The organism is Pseudomonas sp. 32A, assembly GCF_052682255.1.
The window spans coordinates 5,507,969-5,526,625 of sequence record NZ_JBQYLY010000001.1 but is presented as its reverse complement, the minus strand read 5'-3'; the positions used below and the strand labels follow the sequence as shown (position 1 = coordinate 5,526,625).

Here is an 18,657-nt window from a genome sequence, read left to right as displayed (position 1 = left end):
CTCTTGATACGGATAGATGGTCAATTTCCTTTGCTGGATAAGGCCAAAACTTTAGATTTCTATGTTGAAAAAACTCACTTTCGGGCTATGGTTTACTAGATCCGCCAGGGATGAACGAATATTGGAGATGGAAGATGCGTGGCCTCAATAAAATATACGTTACCGTTTTTTTTGCTGCAGGTTTGATTTCACACGCAGTGATTGTTAATGCTGAAGGGGACGTAGCAAAGGATGTGAGAACCGACGTACGTGATGCCGACAAAGATGCTGATCGAGCGAGGCACGACGTCGACAAGGAGGCGAAGCGTCTTGATAAAGAGCGACATAAGGGTGATCGCCAGGTAGATAAAGAGGTGAAGAAAGACCTCTAACCCCAAGGGTATATAGGCGGGTAGCTTGCTTCGGCTCCCGCCACACTAAGGAAGGCTGCCTCAGATTGCATCAGCCCTTCTTCGCTTTTAAAGCGATTCGCTACGCTGCAAAGGTTACTATTAATCCCTCCGCATCAAGCAGTTCCTGAACCACAGTCAGCGCCTCATTCACCTGGTCATCCAGCGCCTTACGAATCTGCGAACGCCACCGGTAACGAGTCGACTCCGGCTTCCCGTCGTTGTCCCAATTTGTGATGTCGTACCAGGCGGCCGGCAGCACAGCGGCGGAACGCTTGCCCTCGGCACCGGCAACTTGCGGGATGGCCCAAGTCAGCACCGCGCATTCCCGGAAGCGCTTCGGCGCCGGCGTCTTCACCGAATTCAGGAGTTCCAAAATGGCGCCATGCTTTCGCTCCTGGTGCGTCGAGTACTTCGCCACGAGTGCCCGCCAGTGTGCCGGGGTCAGCGCCTTATGCAGCCGACCGAACACCCAGCAGTCCTGGAGAAACGCCGCCTCCTTGCCGACGATCTCGCCCTTCTGCTTGACACCTTGCACCCTGGGCTCAAAGTCGCAGCCGCCCGCGGAACTGATTGTCTCGGCCGCAAGGGCTCGGACTACTGCTGAAACAACGTTGCGATAGGTCATGCTGCAGCCCTCTTCAGTTCTCTGGTCTTTGCCCGGTAGTAGGCCTTGATGCCCTTGATCTGCTCCACGGAGTACTTGCGCACGCTCTGGTCAGCTTCCAGGGCGTCAACCGCTTCCTGGCCGATGCGCGCGATCAGGCCGATCCGGTAGTCCACCGCGTTGCCGGAAAGGAACCGGTTGTCCTGCTTGCTCTGGGCGTGGCAGTTACGCTCATCAAAGCGCAGGTGCGGCGCGGAGCCAACGCTGCGGTAGTGGCCGGCATCGACTGCGTTGCCGCTCCAGTCCAACGGCTTGCCGCTGGAGATGCAGAGATGGCCGGCGGCCTGGTCCCGGGTACGGACGTATTCGTTGAACGCCTGCTGAGCCTCACGCATGTGTTCGCCGCGGCTCTTCAGCTTCTCCTTACGGACCTTGATCTCGCGGCGCTCAACCTGGGCCAGCGACTTGCGCGCCTTCGCCTGATTAACGTCCTTGATGGCCAGGCCGCACTTCGGGCTGCATACGGCCTGGCCCAGGCGCTGCGGCGGGAAGCTGATGCCGCATGCCGGGTTCTTGCACTTCTTCGGTTTGGGTTGCTTGGCGATCATGCAGCCTCCTTGCTGAGTAGATCAGTGAAAACCACACCTTGGCCTGTGAAATAGGCGGCGATGCGGTCGGTGTAATTGATGCCCTGAGCGCGGTTGAACAGGCTGGTCACCGGGAAACCGTCTGGCCCGAACAAGTGGCACTCGCCCATCATGGCCAGCTTCGTTTCGTAGGGCAGATGACGCATGACCCGGTACCACTCGGCCTGAAAGCCAGCGTCCTCGTTCAGCAGGATCTGCACGCCAAAGTGCAGCTTGCAGTAGCGGCGGGCGTCGGCCGCGTCACCGATCTGGGTCATTTCGGCGATGCGTTTGTACATCCCGAACCACAACCGGTTCTGGTCAAGCGTGCGGTCCTTGCCCGGGCGCAGGGTCACCACGACAAACTTCTTGTCTTTGTACATGGCGCTGATTTTGGTGATGACCTCGGAGAGCTTGGCCTGGCAGTTGACGCTGATCTTGTCGGTCATTGCGCCGCCCTCTTCGCTTCCAGCTCCTGAGCTTGCTTGATCAGCAGCGCCCTGCGATCCGCCAACTCATTTGCCGCGTCAATCCGCATTTCGGTTTTCCGTTCGGCACTGGCCTTCCGCATTTCCAGCATCGAGTTCTTCACAATCTCGAGCTTTGCGCGCAGCAGCGGCTTTGGCTGGGTGACGGTGCCTGTGAGCAAACCGGCAATGGCGCGGCCATCCTCGGTGACTGGAACAATGCTCAGGTCAGCCAAGTACTTCTGTCCGTGCTCTTGTGGAATGCGCTTCAGCTCCACAGCCTTGGTAACGGCCTGGATCCGGCGATTGGAGTCAAAGCCCACGGACACGTGCCAGTTGACCGGTTTCGCATCCTCGCGGGCCTGGCCCACGAACCTTTGGTAGGCGTCGATGAACGCCATGCGCGCACCGACTTTGTCGCCGCCATCCAAGATGGGTTTCGCAGCAGCCAGTGCCAGCTGAATCTCGTCGGTCAGCACCACGGTTTCGAATTCGTCGTTGGTGGTCATGGCGATTGCCCAGGCCTCGTCCTTGCCCGGGCGGCCGTCGGATGCCTGAACACGCTGCAGGATGTCAGCCATTGCCAGCTTGCCCTTCACCTCGAAGCGGCAGGCTTTCAGCGCGGCTTTGACGACCGGCACCGGATAAGCGCAGAGGTCTTCAGCCATCATCGCGGCAGTGCCGGGGTTCATCTCCTGCCCCATGGCTTCGGCAGTAGCGCAGATGGCGGCGGCCAGCCCAGCCACCTGCTGGTCGTTCATTTCAGAGGTATTCATTGCGGTCACCTGCTTGGCGTTTGGCCAGGACCATCTGGGCGGCCTGTTCTGCTGCGGAGTGGTTCGCTTCTGTCCGTTCCAGCTGGCGGGCGGTTGTGCCGTTGACGCGCTGTCCTGTCACCCACTGGGTGTGATAGCTCTCAGCGTTGGCCAGCAGCTCGTTGAGGCTGTGGCACTTGCGCAGCACAGCGGCGTCACTGGTTTTCAGGAAATGGGCGGCAACATGGTGGGCGACATCGGCGCCGAGGCGGTCAACCAGTTGGCCGAGTTGGCCGCCCACCTTGGCATTCCACACCGGCCAGGCGCTGTAGCGTTTGCGGTAAGCCATGGCGTAGTTCGCCCAGACCTTGAAGGTTTTGCAGGTCTGGTCTTTGGGGCCCGGCATGTCGGCGGGGATCTCGACCCGGGGGGCGTCGGTGCGGTCAACCACCAGCACCAAGCCGCGGGACTGAGCCGGCTTGCCGGTGGCGTCCTGCAAGTCCTGACTGGTGTCCTGATTGGTACCCTGATGATTGGTATCCTGATTTGTCGGAGATTTATCCGACCTTTGTTCGGATTTTTTTCCGACCTTGCTCGGAGATTTATCCGAGGTAGATCGGATATTTTTCCGACCCATACTTTTTGGTGGGGTCGGATATTTTTCCGACCCATCCAGCTTCTGGTTCCACTCGACGGCCTTCTCCGTGAGGCGGAAAAGCGTAATGTTCGAAGTGCTGGAAAGCTCAATCAAACCGGCCTCCTCCAGGGCCTTCAGCATGCGGTAAGCGGTGTCTGGCTTGTCAGTGAGCAGCGGTAGCTCCTCGATGATCTTGGCCTTGCTCAGCGCGAAGAAGATCCCGTCATCAGTCTTGATTGGCTTGGTCCAACTCGGGCAGCCGTAGACGAAGGCGAATAGCAGGGCCTGCTGAGAATTCAGCCCCCACTCCAGCGCCTTCACCTGGTTAATCGTGACGGTGTATTGCATGTCAGGCCTTCCCGACCTTTGCGGCCAATTCAAGGAAGCGATCCACGTACCAGTGAGGCTGCGTCTCGCGGGGGCATTGAGGGCTGGTGAGGTTCTTGCCGTAGGCCATGCCCTTCTCGGTCACGGACCAGAAATCCACCATTTGCTGTTTCGAGTTTTTGCGCTGGAGGACCTTGAGGAAGCCGTGGGCCTCCAGTGCAATGTTGAAGGCGCGCGCCGTGCTGGCGATGGCGTGATCTTTGATCAGGGCGGTGATTGCCTTGGTTGGCATCGAAGAGCCGCCAACGGCGTCTGGTGCAGAGTCCACGGCATAGCCTGGGAGGAACTTGGCATCCAGGCCGTTGTTGGCGGCGATCTTGGCCAGCATCATCATCTTGCTGGAGTTCGCAGGCTTCAGCAGGCGGTCGAAGCATTCCAGAATGGCGAGTTCGCCAATTACCTTGGAGTTGTTCGTCTCCTGGGCGGTGTAAGAGCCGGTCTTTCGAATGCTCGGCAGCACCTGGCCAACCACCCACTCTTCGAACTTCTCGGCGGCCGGCAGCTTGGACTTCATCACCAGCCGGTACAGGTCCCGCTCCGGGATGATGGTCATGAAACCACCACCCTGTTTCGGGGTAGTGGTCGCGGCCTTGCAGTGGCGGGCCACGGCATTCTCCGGTTTGGAGTAACCGAGGGCATCAGCGACGTCCCGGGCAACAAACCACGGATCACCGAGCTTGTCGGTAATGACCCGGATGGCTGCGCCGTCGAAGTCGAACGGAATTACTGACGAATTGCGCGCCACGTTTTCAGATTGCGAAAAACGTGGCGCGAGATTTGTAGCGCTATTGATATGTGGCGGGGTTTGCATATAATCGGCCTCACAAAGTGTTATCGAATTAGCCGACCTCGACCGTCGGCTTTTTTGTGCCTGGGTTTCAGATCCGCTTAATTCATAGTGCGAACCCGATGGGCACCGATTTCCGCGCATGCGCGGGAAATCAGGAAACAGATTTCAAATTTCGCTGGACCGAAGCGAGCAACTGCTCGGCACGACGCCCCAACTCCCCCGCCTTCGCCTCAACCTGGCGGCACTGCTTGGCGAATGCTGGCAAGTGCGGCAGATCCAGTTCGCACATCACCTGGTCGTCAAACACTTCGCTGCCGGTGTCGATCACGTCGCCGAGCGCACGGATCAGCGCGCCGAAGCTTTTGTTCGCGCATTGGTCGCTGGTCATCTGGCGGGCGCCAGTCAGCCCGTGGCGGCTCGCCAGTTCGTTCACGCAGTGGTCGCGGAATTCAGGTTCAAGGGCGTTGACCCACGACTCCTCCAGCCAGGACGGCATTTCCTGATCGCCGGAAAGCCAGCGCTGAACACGCTTGAGCCAGCGGCCGGTCGCCTTCACAAAGTCGGACACGTCGTTCTGCAAGGTCAGCGCGGCAAAGTTCGGGACCTCTTTGGCGACAGCCTTCTCTGGGCAGGACAGATGCAGCTCGCGGCTCAGCGCCTGGGCAAAGTCGTCCTGGCTCAGGCTGGTGCGCGCGATCTGGTTTGCAGCGTGGGCAACCAGCACCTGATCACGGGTTTGTACGTTGTGTCTGGAACTGGACGTTTGCATGGGGACTGCTCTCTTCTAATCTGGCTTCAATGGAACGGCGGACAGGGATGTCGCTTAGCTGGCGTGCTTCCACTGGATTTCTGGCAAGCATTCCTGGCGCGTCACCTTCCCGCCTGTGGCGTGTTCAATATCAATGGCGCGCTCGGCAGTAATCGACCGGTCACCAGAGATGAGTCGAGACAGGTAGCTCGCTGGGATACCAAGGCTTAAAGCGAGGCGTTTTCTTCCGCCGCGCGGAAGCTGCTTTGCGTACGTGGGGAAGTCCATGTGGATTTACCTTCTGGTTCATTTATGCATGAATTTACCATAAATGTTTACCAAGTAAAGGTAATTTCCCTTAAGGGAAATAAAGGTTTTAATTGAGGGATGGAAATCAAAGACATACGCAGAGCCCGAGTACGCCAGATCATCGATCGCGACTTCGGGGGTAAAGACGCTGACTTCGCCGCCAAGGTCGACAAACAGCCGTCTTACATTTCACGGCTGTTTACGGACAAGGCCGAACACCTGAGGAATATCGGGGAGAAGATGGCCCGCGACTTCGAGCAGAAGTGCGGGCTTGAGCCAGGATCTCTGGATCAGCCTTTGAGCGAAGCTGAATTATCTTCAGGTACCGTTTCAGATGCGGCGCAACCGCGGATCCAGGTAGATGTGCCCCTGAAGCAGATCAGCGTGTGGGACGATCAGACACCAGTTAACGATGACGAGGTCTGCGTTCCATTTCTGAGGGAGGTAGAACTGGCTGCCGGCTCCGGGCGATTCTCCATCGAAGAGCACGACGCAGAGTTTTTGCGATTCGGCAAAAAAAGCCTGCGCGAAAACGGTGTCCAGTTCAGCAATGCTAAGTGCGTAACCGTTCGCGGCAACAGCATGATCCCAGTTCTCCGGGACGGCGCGACCGTTGGAGTCAATACCGGAAAAACCGGGCTTGGCGACATTGCTGATGGCGATCTTTACGCCATCAACCACAATGGCCAGCTGCGAGTTAAGCAGCTGTACCGTTTGCCGTCGGGGATTCGTCTGCGAAGCTTCAATCGTGAGGAGCACCCCGATGAGGATTACACCTTCCAGCAGATGCAGGATGAGCAGATCGGCATCCTGGGGCACGTCTTCTGGTGGGGTATGTACGCAAGATAGATAGGCTTCCCAGCCTGCGAACCGTTTCAAGTCGGCACGCGTCGCCTCAAAGTTAACGGAATGGAATCCACCGCCAATGCAAAAGCCTGATTTCCCCGCGTTACTACCACCTGGCATGCACGCCAAATCCCTGCAGGAAATTTACGATCTTGCCGTTGCTCCATTTCCGGATGATGCACGGAGATCGGATCTATTCCGGAAGTTGTCCGTTTGGAGCGAGGCTCTTGTAGCGGCGGGCGTAACGGGGACTGTTTGGATTGACGGTTCATTTCTTACCGCCAAGCCAAGCCCTGGCGACATCGATTGCGTGATATGGAACCCGAACTGGCGTGACCCGGCAGCAGCATCAGTCGATGCGCAGCAGCAAGTAGCGAGGCTACTCGACCACGCGACGGCCGAGGCGATTTATGACCTAGACTTGTATCTCGAAACACCTGCTGCTGATCAGGTTTTCCATCGGGAAGCTTACTGGCGAGGTATCCTAGGGTCTTGTCATGATCGAGTAACGGCGAAGGGATTCGCGGAGGTCACAATATGAGCAGCAGCTTCCTTCGAGAGCACGCCGCTTCTTTGAAAGAATTTGCGGAAGATACGAAAGCTCGAGCAAAAAACAACCCGGATGATTTTTTCCTGCAATTGGCAGCAAAAAACCAAGAAGACACTGCGCGCTCCATTGTAAGCAGGGTTGCGCTTAGCGAGTCCGATGAGCTCGGCGAGCTCGTTGACGTTCGCCTAATAGGCCCTCAAGCGAATGGCAGTATCCCGCTTGATAGCTTTCTAAATACCATCGGGCCGCTTTCCAAAGCCTGGACGCTTGCCGCGCACCGCCTTCGCTACGGCAATGACGCTGTCCGCGGAGTGGCAAGTGACGTGCTAAATGCGCTCAACTTCAAACTCGCAGGGCTCGCGCACGGCTCTACTCATGTGTTTATCACTGGTAACGCCGCCCCTGATTTGACCGGCGATAGCCTGCTACAAGCAACGCTTACGCAGACGTTCAGGCTGCTGAATTCCAACCAGGAAGACTTTTACGACGCTGTAGATGCGGTTGGTGGAAAATCTGCTCACCAACTCAGTGAGTTCATGAAAGGTCTGGGTAGTGCTGGTCTTGCCGTGCAGTTTTCTTGGCGGTCCTCTACCGGGATGCAGACTTGGGATGGCCGACCAGACGAAATAACAAGAGTCCGGGCGCTTCTGGACACTATCAATGAGCCAGAAAAGTATCAGGAAACCATTCAAGGCAACGTTGCAGGTATAACTGACACTGGCCGGCTAGCTATACGCACAGTGGAAGGGAAGGTTCTTGTGCGCTTCCCTCTAAAGCTAACTGAGCAGGTTCAAAAGCTGAAAATTGCCTCTCGCGCAGTTGTTCACGTTGAGACATCGAAATACTGGGACTCGGTCGAAAAGAAGGATATTTTCAAGCGCCATCTCCTGTCGGTTGAGTAACAGCAACCACCAAAAGCCCGGCCCAGCGCCGGGCTTCTTGTTTCTGCCATATTTATTCACGTGTCTGCTATTTGCTCGATTCCCCTGGCTCTTGGAAACGCAGCACGAATCCGTTTAGGGTCTTCTTGCGTGCCAAGTCATCCATCTGAGCGTTGGCTTCAGCTCTCGTGGAGAATGGCCCTACAAACACACGACTTTTTCCATCGCGCCTTGTTGTGTAAGGTTTCCAGCCAGAACTCGCAAGATCTCTACTAATCTCCTGCGCCGTGTCCTCGCTGCTGACAGACGCTAATTGTACTGACCACCGAACCCCTGGGATTTCCACCACGAACTGCGGCGCCTTTACTTCAGTTGTGGCGATCGTCTCGGCCTTGACATAGCCGCATACGCTTCCTGCGAACCGGTCCGTCATATCTGAGTCGATTATCACGTCAAATCCACCAGGTCTTTTCATGGCAAGAAATTGGGCGAATCCGGAATAAGCTCCGAACATATTTTTTCCGTTCACCTCGCCACATATGGCCACGTCTGAAACTTGCCGCTCATTTCTGAACTTTGCAGAGTCAGGATCTTTTAGGTGGCTAGCGACTGACGTTCGAGCTCGGTCTATATCTCCGCCGCATCCGGTTACCGCTAGCGCTAGGGCCGTAATTGCTAATCCGCGCATTCCCATCTCCTTGGTCCAATCGACCCAGTGTACCAGTTGCCCTACTGTCATTCAGGATCCCGGCGCTAGCTCGCAGCCGGGTTCTGAGCCAATGGAAGAATTTTCACTTGCCAATGTGCGACGACCGAAATACTGTTTATTCATACAGTAATCGCAAGGAGCGAAGCATGAACCAATCCTCCTACTCCACTGGCAAGCCGAGAAACTCATATGAACTTGTCGGTCACCGACTCCAGCGGATCATCGCCTCACCGAATGTGCAGGAGATCCAAGCAGTTGAAGTGTTCAGATTGGACGACGAAAGCCCAGAGGCGTGGCGACAGGTGATCCAAGACATCGGCGACACCGCAGGTATCCGCATCGACCATTTGGATTCCGGCGCCGTCAGAATCGAGTGGCGAAAATACAGCGACATGTAAATGAGCCCGCTCTTAAGTGGGCTTTTTTACGCCCCTAGAAAACCAATACACATCATAGATTTACCTTGAATCCATGAATTGTTTACCAAATTATTTACCAATATGCATTGACAGGTAATTTCCAAATGGTAAATTTACCTCAAGCCAGCAACGAACACCGCCGGCCAGCAGCGAAAGCTGCACCGCTCTTTAGCGACACCCCTTGCCGGATCACCACCGGCCCAGATTCAGAGGCAGCGATGAACCGGCCTAAACGGTTCAGAGGGTTGGCAACTGACCCGGGCGTGCAGCGTAAAGCGCCAAGAACAGTTATCCAGCGGGAGAACAAGCCGAAAGGCCCGCGGCTGGAAGAACATTTGATTCAAGCCGGTGACCGACGCCAGTAGCGGGTCACGGCGGAAACCATCACTGAGCAGCCTTCTCGCGAGGGCTGCTTGGGATGACAACCGGGAGTAAGTGAAATGCCGAAGTACATGCTCGACTACATCCGGCTTTGCCGGGAATGCAGCCTGGATCTGCGCACGATCGGCAACATGATCAGCATCGTGATTCCAACTCTGCAGCGTGAGGCGGCAGGACTGCGCAGCGCGGTGAGCGAATTTGCTGGGGAACTCCCTGAGCTTGAGCAAGACGCCGAACTGCTGGAATCAGCCATACGGGCCGGAATCCAGCGCTGCACGCCTCAGCCTCACCAACAAGATCTGTTCGCAGCATGACGGACCTTTTCACTGATGCACCTGGTGACGGGTGCATTGGGAAAACAACCGATCAAGCACGGAGCCTCAAATGAGCGAAAAAACACTTCAAGCGCTGCTGGCCGAGCGCGTCACTGCATACGCCCAGTCAGACCGCCCGCGCGAGCTGATCGACGAGGGTATCGAGAAGCTGTTCAAAGAAGTTGTTAGCGACACCTTCCGCTCCTACGGCGATTTCGGCGGAGCCATCAAAGAGGCTGTCAAGGCTGCATTGCCGGCCAACGTCTCCGACGTGTTCGACCTTCAGCGTTACAACGCAGTCGTCGCGAATGCGCTTCGTCAGCGGTGGGAAGCGGCTGGCCTGGGCGCAATCATCTTGGAGCAGGCCGACAAGTCGATCACTGAGGTGCTTACCGGCGATGGCCTGATAGCTGGCGAGGTATCGCTGAAGGCCCTGCTCGACGAATTCATCGAGCATCACAAGGACAGCGCCGCAGAAGGCCAATGGGAGCGCCCGGAAATCCGTGTTGAGGAAGGAGACGGCAGCTACTCACACAAAACACTTCACATCTACTTCGATCCGGAGCCAGAAGGCAGTTACCGGAGCAGCCACTACTCGTCATCCTCACGCAGCAACTACAGCCTAAAACATGCTCTGCACGTGAGCATCAAAGGCGAACGTGAAACCGGCGATCGGTGGAAACCAACCATCGCCTTCGGCGAGGTCTACAGCGCAAAGCTGGATGACAAAAAGTTAGCCATCAACATGCAGGTTTATTCGAAGTGGGAGCGCATGTTGGCAGCCCTGTACTTCGGCAACGCAATACTTTTGATCGATTGCGATACGGATGACATGAGCTACGGGCTTTACGACTGAACAACCAGCGCCACGACAGCCTGTCTTTGACTGCCCGAGGCCCTGGTACTCCCCAGCACCAGGCTGTATCGGAGATCGCTCGGCTGACTGTCACGAGATAGCAGGGTGGCCACCTTTACCCGAACCAGAGCGACGAACAACGCGGCGAAGACGGTTTACTCGCCAGCCAGAATCGAGCGATCTCCCATGCAGACTTGATAGGTGGCCACTGCCTTCCCAGTGAGCGAACGATAGGAGCTGCTGCCATGAAGTAGGCCAACGATTCACCTGCGTGGCGCGGTAAGCCTGAAGGCTGCGCCCAACAACCATACAGGCAGCGGACAGTAGGCCGTCGATGTCACCGCGCATCAGCCGGAACTCCGGTAGGCCACCCCAGCGCACCAGGACAACTTGACGCTGCAAACCCAGGCCGTCGCCAGTAGCGGGCCTGGGCACCCTTCCCCACCTCTATTACGTCAGTACTCCTCCCCCGCGCCCATCGGCAACCAGCGGGAGGCATGAGTGTTGACGAATACAGGTGAACAACCCGCCACCTTGGAGGCGACCATGAATGCAGCATTGAATATTTGCCAGGAGCGTTACGACGCTCAGTTGCCTCCAGAGGTAAGCGAGAGCGACGAGGTGACGGACTGGCTTGAACATTCGGCGGAGCGCCTGGTGTGCGGCGTCGACATCAAGTGGAAGCGGCGCTACGGCCAGCCGCAGGTCGTGACGTTCGACCGGTTCTGCACGGTCCTGCAAGGACACCTGAATCAGCGCCAGATCGACGGCCTGGATCGGCATGATTCGTTTGCCCGCCTGCTGCTGTCGGCAATGCTCGGCAGCCAGAGCGATGCCCGGGCCCACGCTGCCGACCTGCTGGGCCAGCAACGCCCTATTGAGGCGGTCGAGAAGATTGCCGTGGCGCTGCTGAGACCGTATGCCGAAGACGCTGTAGCGGCGGAACGGGAAGAGCGCGAAGACGACGTGGATGCCGATGTATGAGCCCGCACATCCTGATCGATGAAGCGCTGGAAGCCCTGGAGCATCCGGCCAGCGAGCCGGGTGCCCAAGTGGTCGTGCAACGAATGATCACCAACATGCTCACCGGCAACGTAATCACCGTCGAAGAATTCAACCACTACTGCCAGCGCCTGCTGAAAATCACCAGGCACCGCAAGGAGGCTGCATGACCACGCCTATCGTGAAATCGCTGGCTGATGAGCAGCTCGAAGCCATTGAGCGCCGCATCGCCATCTTGGGCTTCGGCCTTCCATTCAATGAACTGATCGGCCGCAAGCGTGAAGAGCTGGTGCGGGATCTGCCGCAGCGCCTGGCCCCGACAATGAAGGGTGGGCGAATTGCGGTGAGGGTTCGTCATGGATGACCGTGAAATGCTCTATTTGGCGGCCGAAGCTGCTGGCCTTCGTTGCAACGGCCATTGCCCAGACAAGAATGGTTACGTGTGCTTGAGCAGTCATACCTTTTCGTCTGGCTACTTCAGCCCTCTCGATTTCAATACCGGCCACGCTTTGATTCTTCAGGCGCGTTTGGGAATAAGCATCGACATGAACGTGGTGACTGAGCGCGGCTTCCAGACGGGGTGGGTTCAGGCTTATCACGACGATGGCCAGGCTTGCGAGGACGTGACGGGTGGGCGTGCGGAGTCTGCGATATGCAGGGCCATAGTAAGGGCTGCCGCTGCAATCAGAGAGTCGCGGTCATGACCACCCGCCAGCGCACCAGGCGCCTACTGATCTGGCGCGGCTCTTTCCCGGTCCTCGCCCTCTTCACCTTCCTGATGTTGCTCAGCGCCCTCGCTGATCGAATCACTCAATAACCAACACCTTCAATCGCTGCGAGCATCGCGGCAAGGATTCCCCATGTCCGCAGTAATCAAGCAGGACGACAACACGCCTGCGATGTCGGAGGCCGCGCTCGTTGAAGTGCTGAGCAGCAGTCTCTACCCCGGCGCAGAAAAGAACTCTGTAGTGATGGTGTTGGCTTACTGCCAGGCCGCTCACCTGGACCCAATGCTGAAGCCGGTGCACATCGTCCCGATCTGGAACTCGAAGACGAAAAAGATGCAGGACACGGTGATGCCTGGCATCGGCCTGTACCGCATTCAAGCGGCACGTACCGGCCAGTACGCCGGAATCAGCGAGCCTGAATATGGTCCTCCAGTAACGGCGAAGCTGAGCGGCGTCGAAGTCACGTATCCCGAATGGTGCCGCGTGACCGTCAAGCGGCAGATGAGCAACGGCCTGGTTGCCGAATACACGGCCAATGAACGCTGGCTTGAAAACTACGCGACATCGGGCAAGGACACCGCGGCGCCCAACGCCATGTGGAAGCGTCGAGCATTTGCCCAGCTCGCCAAATGCGCCGAGGCCCAGGCCCTGCGCAAAGCATTCCCTGAAGTTGGATCAGCGCCAACGGCCGACGAGATGGAAGGCAAAGCGTTCGAGGAGCCGGCGCGCGATGTCAGCCCACGACAGCAAGCCCAGCCTGAACCGGAAGCGCTGCCCGCCTACTCCGACGATCTGCTGGCCGAGAACATCGTGAAGTGGCAGCCACTTATCGACTCGAACCGAACCAGTCCTGAACACCTCATTGCGACCATCAGCAGCAAGTACACGCTGAGCCCGGCGCAGATTGAAAAAATCACCAGCCTCAAAGCCCTCGATGGAGATATAGCATGAAAATTCACAACGTAGCTCAAGGCTCCGCCGAGTGGCTTGCGCTTCGCGCCAAGTTCCGCACCGCCTCCGAAGCCCCGGCAATGATGGGCGCCTCTAAGTACCAAACCCGCACGGAACTGCTGGCAGCCAAAAAGACCGGCATCACGCCCGATGTCACGCCGTCTCAGCAGTTCATCTTCGACAAAGGCCACGCAACCGAAGCCATGGCCCGGCCGCTGGCCGAAGCACTGATCGGCGAAGAGCTTTATCCGATCGTTGCCACCGAGGGCAACCTGCTAGCTTCCATGGACGGCGCCACGATGCTCGGCGAGACACTGTTCGAGCACAAACTGTGGAATGAGTCGGTCGTGGCCCAGGTGAAAGCGGGCGACCTGGCTCCGCACTACTACTGGCAGCTTGAGCAGCAACTGCTGGTGAGCGGCGCTGAGCGGGTCATCTTTGTTTGCTCGGACGGCACGCCGGAGAACTTCGTGCACATGGAATACCGGCCGGTAGCCGGGCGCGCTGCCCAGTTGATCGAGGGCTGGAAACAGTTCGAGGCAGACCTGGTCAACTTCGACATGGCCGACGCGCCTTCAATCGTCGTCGGCAAGGCACCTGATGAGCTGCCAGCGCTGCGCATCGAGCTGACCGGCATGGTCACCGCCAGCAACCTGAAGGTGTTTGAAGACTCGGCCCTGGCGGTCATCGACTCGGTTAAAACCACGCTCTCCACCGACCAGGACTTCGCTGACGCGAAGAAGGCAGTCAAGTGGTGCGGTGATGTTGAAGAGGCTGTCGCGGCCGCCAAGAAGCAGGCCCTGTCGCAGACCCAAAGCATCGACGAGCTGTTTTCGTCGCTGGATCGCATCAGCGCCCATGCCCGCGAGACTCGCCTGAAGGTCGACAAGCTGGTGAAGGCTCAAGAGCTGCTGGTGAAGACCAACATCAAGCAAAAAGCCGAACTGGCGTTGGCGGATCACATCGCCGCAATCAACAAGACGCTGGGCAAAGTCACACTGCCTCATGTCGTTTCGGACTTCGCCGGCGCCATGAAGAACAAGCGGACCATCGCCAGTCTCCAGGACGCAGTAGATACCGAGCTGGCCCGGGCGAAGATCGACGCAAGTCAGGCAGCGGACGGCATTCGATTGAACCTGACCAGCCTGGCGGAGCTCGCCGTTGATTACGCCTTCTTGTTCAGCGACGTGCAGCAGCTGGTCACCAAAGCCAACGATGACCTGGTGACGCTGATCAAATTCCGAATCTCCGAACACCAGAAGGCGGAGAAGGAAAAGGCCGACGCGAAGCGCATTGCTGAAGAACAGGAAGCCCAGCGCCTGGCGGCCATCAAGCCAGAGCCGGTCGTGGAGAAGGTGGCGACGCCAGAGCCTGCCCGCGCGGCACCGGCCCAGACTGCGGCACCTGTGGCCCAGGCCACAAAGCCGGTAACGACCCAATCGGTGGAGCAGGTAGCGCTGCAGGCCAATGTAACGGACTTCGAGGCTTTGGTGAAAGCAGTGGCTTATGGTCAGGCGCCTATCACCGTCCTCTTGGTCAACTGGGAAGCGCTCGACGCGATGGTCGCAGCGCAGGGTTCAATCTTCAGCATGGCCGGGGTGACGCTGGCCAAGGCGGCAGCATGATCAGCAACCACCTCAGCCTGGTCGAGGCACTACGCCCGGCCTCGGATGAACTGGCGGCCCAGGTCGCACAGTTCCTGGCCAGCGGCGGCCAAATCGAAGAAGCGGCACCCGTCAGGTATAAGCCCAAACCCATCACCTACAGCAACCAGACGCCGCCGGCACCGAAGCCGTTTGTCCGCCGGCGGGTTGAAGCGACTCCCCTGCCCCTGCACTCAAAAGATATACGCCAGCAGGAACGCGACGAGCTTGCCGAACGTATTCGGGAACTGGGAGCCACGCACACGCAGACGGAAGCATCGGTAGCCCTGGGCCTGAGCCGGCGCACCCTCTACAGCTTCGCGAAGGAGTACGGCATCACCTTCAAGAAGCCAACCCGGGGCGGTGCCAACGACGCAGCTCGAAGCGAGCATGTCCAGGCCCGCGACGCGAAGTACGCCGAACGGATTCGGGCCTTCCTGGAGCTGGGCATCACCCGACGCCAGTGCTGCGGCAGGCTGGCGATCGGCAACAAGGCCTTCGAACGGATCATCGCCGCCAATGGAATCGATTACCCAAAACGATCGTAGAAATATGCCGGAAACGCTAGATTTCGAACATCGCAAACAAGCAAAACCCCATAAGCAAGGAGCAAAGGAAATGCTAGAAAACATTAACGCAGCCGGTATCACCAGTCAGGTCGTCGACAATATCTCAGCTCTTAAGGCACTCGTTACAACGGCGAGTGATGCGGTTTATGTGCTTGGATATTACGTGCCTGGAGATGGAGGTGGAGGTGTCTATCGCAGGGATCCCGACGATGTCACTACACCGGACAATAAAGGAAGCGTGATCGTTGGTGACAACGGCACTTACCGTTGGAAGCTTTGCCAAACTACGCATTTTACCCTCAAACAGTTCGGCTGCAAGGGCGACGGAATCACTGACGATACCCCCGGGTACCTGGCTTGCTTCAGCACTGGACTACCTGTGCATATTCCGTCTGGCCGATACAAGGTAGCGCCGATTGGACCGGCAGCTGTCTACCCGGAAGCGCGGGAGCCGAATCGGACCTCCGCCGTGACACTAAGCACCGGTCAGAACGTTACAGGAGAAGGTGCGTGCTCGGAATTAATCTGGGGCAACACTACCAAGCAGGCCTTTTTCAGAGTAGTTAACGCCAAGAATATCGTGATCTCAGGCATCAAATTCACGGGCGGCTACTCTGCGATTCTCATCGATCCAATTGCTGATGGGTCGGTTGACGATGTTGGGCTTAAGAACTGCACCCTAGATGGGCAGTTGATCGGTTTGCTCGGCGGTCGCCAGTACGCATTGGACCCCACTGGATCCAAGTACTGCTCGAACATCTGGATAGAAGCCTGTGACCTTCGAAATATTGTCGTTCACGGCATGGTCGCTACCAACTGTTATCGCCCCCGAGCCACGAGTAATAACTTTGAGTCCTTGACTGGCGGCTTTTGCATAGACTTCTCCCAGGGGACTCGCGGGGGAACCATCAGCAACAACACTGGTAACAATGTCCTGCACTTCTGCAAAGTAGAGTCGTCAAACATAGGCTTGAACGGGCAACCATTACTTCCGGATGCGACAATCGTCGCAAGCCGCGACTGTATTATTACTGGAAACAACATTACGGGAATACAGCAACTAGGCATTTTCTTTAACAGCGGCACTGACAGACTGATTGCATCTTCCAATAGTTTGCAAGGCTCGTTCACTGTCGCGATAAGCATCGGTTCGGTCACGGGCTTTACACACGACGGCCAAATTATCATTTCGAATAACGTCCTGAAGTTGCTGTCCATAAATGCCATCGGTATCAGGTCCCAGCTCAATACAGCGACACAGCCTCCCCTGATTGAAGGAAATAGCATCAGCGGAGGCTCAATTGGTATTGACTGGCAAACACCACAGGCAAGGTTTGTCGGCAACAATATTACGTCCATCAATACCGGAATCCAGATAAGCGCGGCCGTTAAAAACATCGACTTGCTTAACAACCACATTACTGCCTCCTCCGCTGTAGCGGGCACCGGGACCTCTGCATGGAAGGGGCTTAGGGCTAGAGGCAACACGATCAATGTTACGGAATGGTCGTTTTACTTAGGGACTATAGGAGGCCTTGGATTGTCTGAGTTTTTCGACAATAGCGTAATCAACCAAACCACGCGGGCCAACGGGTCTTTGTTGATCAACAATCCAAGCTCAACACGATTCGCGATGAACACATTTAATCTTCCGCCTGCATCAGGAGGGTCAATTGTCACCATCGGCAGTGCAACAAAGTGTTCATTGCTAGGCAACATTTCTACAGTGGGTTTTAAAGTGGCGGCTCCCGATGCCACCACCACATCCCAAACGTTGAATAACATCACGGACGCAAGCTACATCGCCTGACACTCGGAAACCATTGAGGAGTGGCATCCCGACATTCAAAAGCAATGAGAAGGCTCATGCCACTACCTTGATATTGTCGATACGGTGACGGGCTGCAATAGCTCATAGCGGTAACTGTTGTTCCTCATATCCAAGTACCGAAAAGACTGGATCCGGGCCGGCCAAATAGCAGATTGGTCAGCCCGGATCCATGTCAATGGCACAACATAGCAACATAGAAAAATTCACACCTGTTGCCCGCGTGAACCGCATCACCAGGTGCGACAACGCCGGCGGCAGGTATGGCTTGATTTGCCAGCCCATGAAATCGAAGAGGTAGGCCATGGCCAAGACTGTGCAGGAACGATCGGCTAAGGCTGCGCAGAAGCGCCTGGCGGTCGCGGAGAAGGAGTTGCGGCACAAGGTCAGGCCGGGTATCGAGCAGGCCATGGAGCGTATTCGGCTACGCAGCAAGGCGCCGATCATCAGCGAGGTTTTGCAGATCGCCATCATGAAGATGGATTTGATGAGCGAAAACGAACTGATCGAGTTCTTACGTTATCCGCGCCACGAAATCGTCGTTGACGAAAACGTGGCGCATCAACTCTACAGCCATGGCCAGCGCCAAGCATCACGTCTCGACGCCGAGGAAACATAACCATTTCCATTACTGCAAGAGCGCTGATGACTCTGCGCAACTCGGGGGGGATCGATTTAATTAACCTACGTGAGACTCATGCCAGACTGGTTGTTTCTGACCTTGCGAAGAATAACCCTTAGAGCCTCCTCGATTTTTTCTCGCTTTTCTGTTTCGATCATGTCCATGAACATCGCATCAGAAATCTGTTGCCCTACCCCACCCATAAGACCTGCATTCCTATTAGCCTGCTGAGCCAGAACACATACCAAGTACTCCAGCGCCTCAACCCGATCTTCTAATTCCACATCAAACTCCTTGATCCGGCTCCATGCCGGTCACCCGTAATACCCCATATCAACGATATCAGGCCAACTGAACTTGATCACCTAGCCGATCAAGCGCTACAGCCTCGTGCTGATGATGCCTGAATTCCCACAGAAGCTGAAAGTAGATGATTGCCGATTCAATATCGGACCGACTCTCGAACTGTTCTGCGTGCCGAGGATCGATGCAAAGACGCCGATTTCCATCACCACTTTTCGCTTCGCTGTAAAACACTTCGCCGATAGGGCTCGTGATTTTCAAAATCCATCTCATACCGCATCTCCTTTCGTGAGCGTCAGTCGCTCATCTCTAACTTCTTCAACAGAGACTAACTTTGGTT

At 56.8% G+C, this 18,657-nt stretch carries 28 protein-coding genes; 16 read left to right on the top strand and 12 right to left on the bottom strand.

The genetic code is table 11. The annotated features are described in order from the left end of the window. Positions 1-134: 134 nt before the first annotated feature. Positions 135-371 carry a hypothetical protein gene (locus ACUN0G_RS25290; RefSeq protein ID WP_445574596.1) on the top strand — a complete coding sequence of 79 codons (237 nt, stop codon included), beginning with the start codon at positions 135-137 and terminating at the stop codon, positions 369-371. A gap of 100 nt (positions 372-471) precedes the next feature. On the opposite strand, the gene ACUN0G_RS25285 is transcribed toward ACUN0G_RS25290, so the two are convergent. The 8 genes from ACUN0G_RS25285 to ACUN0G_RS25250 form a co-directional block, all read right to left on the bottom strand. Next, entirely contained in the window at positions 472-1,017 is a 546-nt protein-coding gene (locus ACUN0G_RS25285) for a hypothetical protein (protein ID WP_445574595.1), read from the bottom strand. Beyond that, positions 1,014-1,604, bottom strand: a complete 591-nt coding sequence (locus ACUN0G_RS25280) for a recombination protein NinG (RefSeq protein ID WP_063030598.1) — start codon at positions 1,602-1,604, stop codon at positions 1,014-1,016. The genes ACUN0G_RS25285 and ACUN0G_RS25280 overlap by 4 nt, the downstream gene beginning before the upstream one ends. Then, entirely contained in the window at positions 1,601-2,071 is a 471-nt protein-coding gene (locus ACUN0G_RS25275) for a hypothetical protein (RefSeq protein WP_099547981.1), read from the bottom strand. The genes ACUN0G_RS25280 and ACUN0G_RS25275 overlap by 4 nt, the downstream gene beginning before the upstream one ends. Then, positions 2,068-2,865, bottom strand: a complete 798-nt coding sequence (locus ACUN0G_RS25270; protein WP_445574594.1) for a hypothetical protein — start codon at positions 2,863-2,865, stop codon at positions 2,068-2,070. The genes ACUN0G_RS25275 and ACUN0G_RS25270 overlap by 4 nt, the downstream gene beginning before the upstream one ends. Then, the gene (locus ACUN0G_RS25265) at positions 2,852-3,829 is read right to left on the bottom strand and encodes a phage replication protein (protein ID WP_445574593.1); all 978 of its coding nucleotides are present in this window, start codon (positions 3,827-3,829) and stop codon (positions 2,852-2,854) included. Before ACUN0G_RS25265 ends, ACUN0G_RS25270 begins: the two co-directional genes overlap by 14 nt. 1 nt (position 3,830) lies before the next feature. After that, positions 3,831-4,679 (bottom strand): BRO-N domain-containing protein, encoded by an 849-nt coding sequence (locus ACUN0G_RS25260; RefSeq protein ID WP_445574592.1) that lies wholly within the window; start codon positions 4,677-4,679, stop codon positions 3,831-3,833. A gap of 130 nt (positions 4,680-4,809) precedes the next feature. Next, complete coding sequence (locus tag ACUN0G_RS25255; protein ID WP_445574591.1) at positions 4,810-5,427, bottom strand: hypothetical protein; 618 nt, start codon at positions 5,425-5,427, stop codon at positions 4,810-4,812. A 54-nt stretch (positions 5,428-5,481) separates the two neighbouring features. Then, positions 5,482-5,694, bottom strand: a complete 213-nt coding sequence (locus tag ACUN0G_RS25250; RefSeq protein ID WP_104503091.1) for a transcriptional regulator — start codon at positions 5,692-5,694, stop codon at positions 5,482-5,484. 99 nt (positions 5,695-5,793) lie between these two features. On the opposite strand from ACUN0G_RS25250, the gene ACUN0G_RS25245 reads away from it, so the two are divergent. The 3 genes from ACUN0G_RS25245 (at position 5,794) to ACUN0G_RS25235 (ending at position 8,013) form a co-directional block, all read left to right on the top strand. After that, entirely contained in the window at positions 5,794-6,564 is a 771-nt protein-coding gene (locus ACUN0G_RS25245; protein ID WP_445574590.1) for a S24 family peptidase, read from the top strand. Between the two features lie 76 nt (positions 6,565-6,640). Continuing rightward, a complete protein-coding gene (locus ACUN0G_RS25240; protein ID WP_445574589.1) occupies positions 6,641-7,102 on the top strand; it encodes a DUF6932 family protein in 462 nt (153 codons plus the stop codon). Then, positions 7,099-8,013 carry a hypothetical protein gene (locus ACUN0G_RS25235; protein WP_445574588.1) on the top strand — a complete coding sequence of 305 codons (915 nt, stop codon included), beginning with the start codon at positions 7,099-7,101 and terminating at the stop codon, positions 8,011-8,013. The genes ACUN0G_RS25240 and ACUN0G_RS25235 overlap by 4 nt, the downstream gene beginning before the upstream one ends. A 67-nt stretch (positions 8,014-8,080) precedes the next feature. On the opposite strand, the gene ACUN0G_RS25230 is transcribed toward ACUN0G_RS25235, so the two are convergent. Continuing rightward, the gene (locus ACUN0G_RS25230) at positions 8,081-8,506 is read right to left on the bottom strand and encodes an SPOR domain-containing protein (protein ID WP_445574587.1); all 426 of its coding nucleotides are present in this window, start codon (positions 8,504-8,506) and stop codon (positions 8,081-8,083) included. A gap of 341 nt (positions 8,507-8,847) precedes the next feature. On the opposite strand from ACUN0G_RS25230, the gene ACUN0G_RS25225 reads away from it, so the two are divergent. From ACUN0G_RS25225 to ACUN0G_RS25175, 11 genes are all read left to right on the top strand, one after another. Continuing rightward, positions 8,848-9,099, top strand: a complete 252-nt coding sequence (locus tag ACUN0G_RS25225) for a DUF1654 domain-containing protein (RefSeq protein WP_445574586.1) — start codon at positions 8,848-8,850, stop codon at positions 9,097-9,099. Between the two features lie 461 nt (positions 9,100-9,560). Continuing rightward, positions 9,561-9,815, top strand: a complete 255-nt coding sequence (locus ACUN0G_RS25220) for a hypothetical protein (protein ID WP_445574585.1) — start codon at positions 9,561-9,563, stop codon at positions 9,813-9,815. A 70-nt stretch (positions 9,816-9,885) separates the two neighbouring features. Continuing rightward, the gene (locus tag ACUN0G_RS25215; RefSeq protein WP_445574584.1) at positions 9,886-10,671 is read left to right on the top strand and encodes a hypothetical protein; all 786 of its coding nucleotides are present in this window, start codon (positions 9,886-9,888) and stop codon (positions 10,669-10,671) included. Positions 10,672-11,217: 546 nt separating this feature from the next. Next, positions 11,218-11,655 (top strand): hypothetical protein, encoded by a 438-nt coding sequence (locus ACUN0G_RS25210; protein WP_445574583.1) that lies wholly within the window; start codon positions 11,218-11,220, stop codon positions 11,653-11,655. Next, the gene (locus ACUN0G_RS25205; protein WP_177023439.1) at positions 11,652-11,843 is read left to right on the top strand and encodes a hypothetical protein; all 192 of its coding nucleotides are present in this window, start codon (positions 11,652-11,654) and stop codon (positions 11,841-11,843) included. Before ACUN0G_RS25210 ends, ACUN0G_RS25205 begins: the two co-directional genes overlap by 4 nt. After that, the gene (locus ACUN0G_RS25200) at positions 11,840-12,037 is read left to right on the top strand and encodes a hypothetical protein (protein ID WP_445574582.1); all 198 of its coding nucleotides are present in this window, start codon (positions 11,840-11,842) and stop codon (positions 12,035-12,037) included. The genes ACUN0G_RS25205 and ACUN0G_RS25200 overlap by 4 nt, the downstream gene beginning before the upstream one ends. Further along, positions 12,030-12,377, top strand: coding sequence for a hypothetical protein (locus ACUN0G_RS25195; RefSeq protein ID WP_421560692.1), 348 nt, complete (start codon positions 12,030-12,032; stop codon positions 12,375-12,377). Before ACUN0G_RS25200 ends, ACUN0G_RS25195 begins: the two co-directional genes overlap by 8 nt. Positions 12,378-12,545: 168 nt before the next feature. Continuing rightward, positions 12,546-13,352: a phage recombination protein Bet gene (gene bet, locus ACUN0G_RS25190; protein ID WP_445575593.1), complete on the top strand. Its 807-nt coding sequence runs from the start codon at positions 12,546-12,548 to the stop codon at positions 13,350-13,352. After that, a complete protein-coding gene (locus ACUN0G_RS25185; RefSeq protein WP_445574581.1) occupies positions 13,349-14,977 on the top strand; it encodes a YqaJ viral recombinase family protein in 1,629 nt (542 codons plus the stop codon). Before bet ends, ACUN0G_RS25185 begins: the two co-directional genes overlap by 4 nt. Beyond that, positions 14,974-15,543 carry a hypothetical protein gene (locus ACUN0G_RS25180; protein ID WP_445574580.1) on the top strand — a complete coding sequence of 190 codons (570 nt, stop codon included), beginning with the start codon at positions 14,974-14,976 and terminating at the stop codon, positions 15,541-15,543. The genes ACUN0G_RS25185 and ACUN0G_RS25180 overlap by 4 nt, the downstream gene beginning before the upstream one ends. Further along, positions 15,515-17,374, top strand: coding sequence for a hypothetical protein (locus tag ACUN0G_RS25175; RefSeq protein ID WP_445574579.1), 1,860 nt, complete (start codon positions 15,515-15,517; stop codon positions 17,372-17,374). Before ACUN0G_RS25180 ends, ACUN0G_RS25175 begins: the two co-directional genes overlap by 29 nt. A 177-nt stretch (positions 17,375-17,551) precedes the next feature. Here ACUN0G_RS25175 and ACUN0G_RS25170 read toward each other — a convergent pair whose 3' ends face one another. Next, positions 17,552-17,698, bottom strand: coding sequence for a hypothetical protein (locus tag ACUN0G_RS25170; protein ID WP_445574578.1), 147 nt, complete (start codon positions 17,696-17,698; stop codon positions 17,552-17,554). On the opposite strand from ACUN0G_RS25170, the gene ACUN0G_RS25165 reads away from it, so the two are divergent. Then, a complete protein-coding gene (locus tag ACUN0G_RS25165) occupies positions 17,697-18,011 on the top strand; it encodes a hypothetical protein (protein ID WP_445574577.1) in 315 nt (104 codons plus the stop codon). The genes ACUN0G_RS25170 and ACUN0G_RS25165 overlap by 2 nt on opposite strands. 65 nt (positions 18,012-18,076) lie before the next feature. On the opposite strand, the gene ACUN0G_RS25160 is transcribed toward ACUN0G_RS25165, so the two are convergent. Further along, a complete protein-coding gene (locus tag ACUN0G_RS25160; protein ID WP_445574576.1) occupies positions 18,077-18,298 on the bottom strand; it encodes a hypothetical protein in 222 nt (73 codons plus the stop codon). Positions 18,299-18,356: 58 nt separating this feature from the next. Beyond that, entirely contained in the window at positions 18,357-18,590 is a 234-nt protein-coding gene (locus tag ACUN0G_RS25155) for a hypothetical protein (protein ID WP_445574575.1), read from the bottom strand. Positions 18,591-18,657: the final 67 nt, after the last annotated feature.

Excerpts from the sequence above, each read along its gene's own strand:
- ACUN0G_RS25290 (WP_445574596.1), top strand. The coding sequence starts at position 135 with ATGCGTGGCCTCAATAAAATATACGTTACCGTTTTTTTTGCTGCAGGT.
- ACUN0G_RS25285 (WP_445574595.1), bottom strand. The coding sequence starts at position 1,017 with ATGACCTATCGCAACGTTGTTTCAGCAGTAGTCCGAGCCCTTGCGGCC.
- ACUN0G_RS25280 (WP_063030598.1), bottom strand. The coding sequence starts at position 1,604 with ATGATCGCCAAGCAACCCAAACCGAAGAAGTGCAAGAACCCGGCATGC.
- ACUN0G_RS25275 (WP_099547981.1), bottom strand. The coding sequence starts at position 2,071 with ATGACCGACAAGATCAGCGTCAACTGCCAGGCCAAGCTCTCCGAGGTC.
- ACUN0G_RS25270 (WP_445574594.1), bottom strand. The coding sequence starts at position 2,865 with ATGAATACCTCTGAAATGAACGACCAGCAGGTGGCTGGGCTGGCCGCC.
- ACUN0G_RS25265 (WP_445574593.1), bottom strand. The coding sequence starts at position 3,829 with ATGCAATACACCGTCACGATTAACCAGGTGAAGGCGCTGGAGTGGGGG.
- ACUN0G_RS25260 (WP_445574592.1), bottom strand. The coding sequence starts at position 4,679 with ATGCAAACCCCGCCACATATCAATAGCGCTACAAATCTCGCGCCACGT.
- ACUN0G_RS25255 (WP_445574591.1), bottom strand. The coding sequence starts at position 5,427 with ATGCAAACGTCCAGTTCCAGACACAACGTACAAACCCGTGATCAGGTG.
- ACUN0G_RS25250 (WP_104503091.1), bottom strand. The coding sequence starts at position 5,694 with ATGGACTTCCCCACGTACGCAAAGCAGCTTCCGCGCGGCGGAAGAAAA.
- ACUN0G_RS25245 (WP_445574590.1), top strand. The coding sequence starts at position 5,794 with ATGGAAATCAAAGACATACGCAGAGCCCGAGTACGCCAGATCATCGAT.
- ACUN0G_RS25240 (WP_445574589.1), top strand. The coding sequence starts at position 6,641 with ATGCAAAAGCCTGATTTCCCCGCGTTACTACCACCTGGCATGCACGCC.
- ACUN0G_RS25235 (WP_445574588.1), top strand. The coding sequence starts at position 7,099 with ATGAGCAGCAGCTTCCTTCGAGAGCACGCCGCTTCTTTGAAAGAATTT.
- ACUN0G_RS25230 (WP_445574587.1), bottom strand. The coding sequence starts at position 8,506 with ATGTTCGGAGCTTATTCCGGATTCGCCCAATTTCTTGCCATGAAAAGA.
- ACUN0G_RS25225 (WP_445574586.1), top strand. The coding sequence starts at position 8,848 with ATGAACCAATCCTCCTACTCCACTGGCAAGCCGAGAAACTCATATGAA.
- ACUN0G_RS25220 (WP_445574585.1), top strand. The coding sequence starts at position 9,561 with ATGCCGAAGTACATGCTCGACTACATCCGGCTTTGCCGGGAATGCAGC.
- ACUN0G_RS25215 (WP_445574584.1), top strand. The coding sequence starts at position 9,886 with ATGAGCGAAAAAACACTTCAAGCGCTGCTGGCCGAGCGCGTCACTGCA.
- ACUN0G_RS25210 (WP_445574583.1), top strand. The coding sequence starts at position 11,218 with ATGAATGCAGCATTGAATATTTGCCAGGAGCGTTACGACGCTCAGTTG.
- ACUN0G_RS25205 (WP_177023439.1), top strand. The coding sequence starts at position 11,652 with ATGAGCCCGCACATCCTGATCGATGAAGCGCTGGAAGCCCTGGAGCAT.
- ACUN0G_RS25200 (WP_445574582.1), top strand. The coding sequence starts at position 11,840 with ATGACCACGCCTATCGTGAAATCGCTGGCTGATGAGCAGCTCGAAGCC.
- ACUN0G_RS25195 (WP_421560692.1), top strand. The coding sequence starts at position 12,030 with ATGGATGACCGTGAAATGCTCTATTTGGCGGCCGAAGCTGCTGGCCTT.
- ACUN0G_RS25185 (WP_445574581.1), top strand. The coding sequence starts at position 13,349 with ATGAAAATTCACAACGTAGCTCAAGGCTCCGCCGAGTGGCTTGCGCTT.
- ACUN0G_RS25180 (WP_445574580.1), top strand. The coding sequence starts at position 14,974 with ATGATCAGCAACCACCTCAGCCTGGTCGAGGCACTACGCCCGGCCTCG.
- ACUN0G_RS25175 (WP_445574579.1), top strand. The coding sequence starts at position 15,515 with ATGGAATCGATTACCCAAAACGATCGTAGAAATATGCCGGAAACGCTA.
- ACUN0G_RS25165 (WP_445574577.1), top strand. The coding sequence starts at position 17,697 with ATGGCCAAGACTGTGCAGGAACGATCGGCTAAGGCTGCGCAGAAGCGC.
- ACUN0G_RS25170 (WP_445574578.1), bottom strand. The coding sequence starts at position 17,698 with ATGGCCTACCTCTTCGATTTCATGGGCTGGCAAATCAAGCCATACCTG.
- ACUN0G_RS25155 (WP_445574575.1), bottom strand. The coding sequence starts at position 18,590 with ATGAGATGGATTTTGAAAATCACGAGCCCTATCGGCGAAGTGTTTTAC.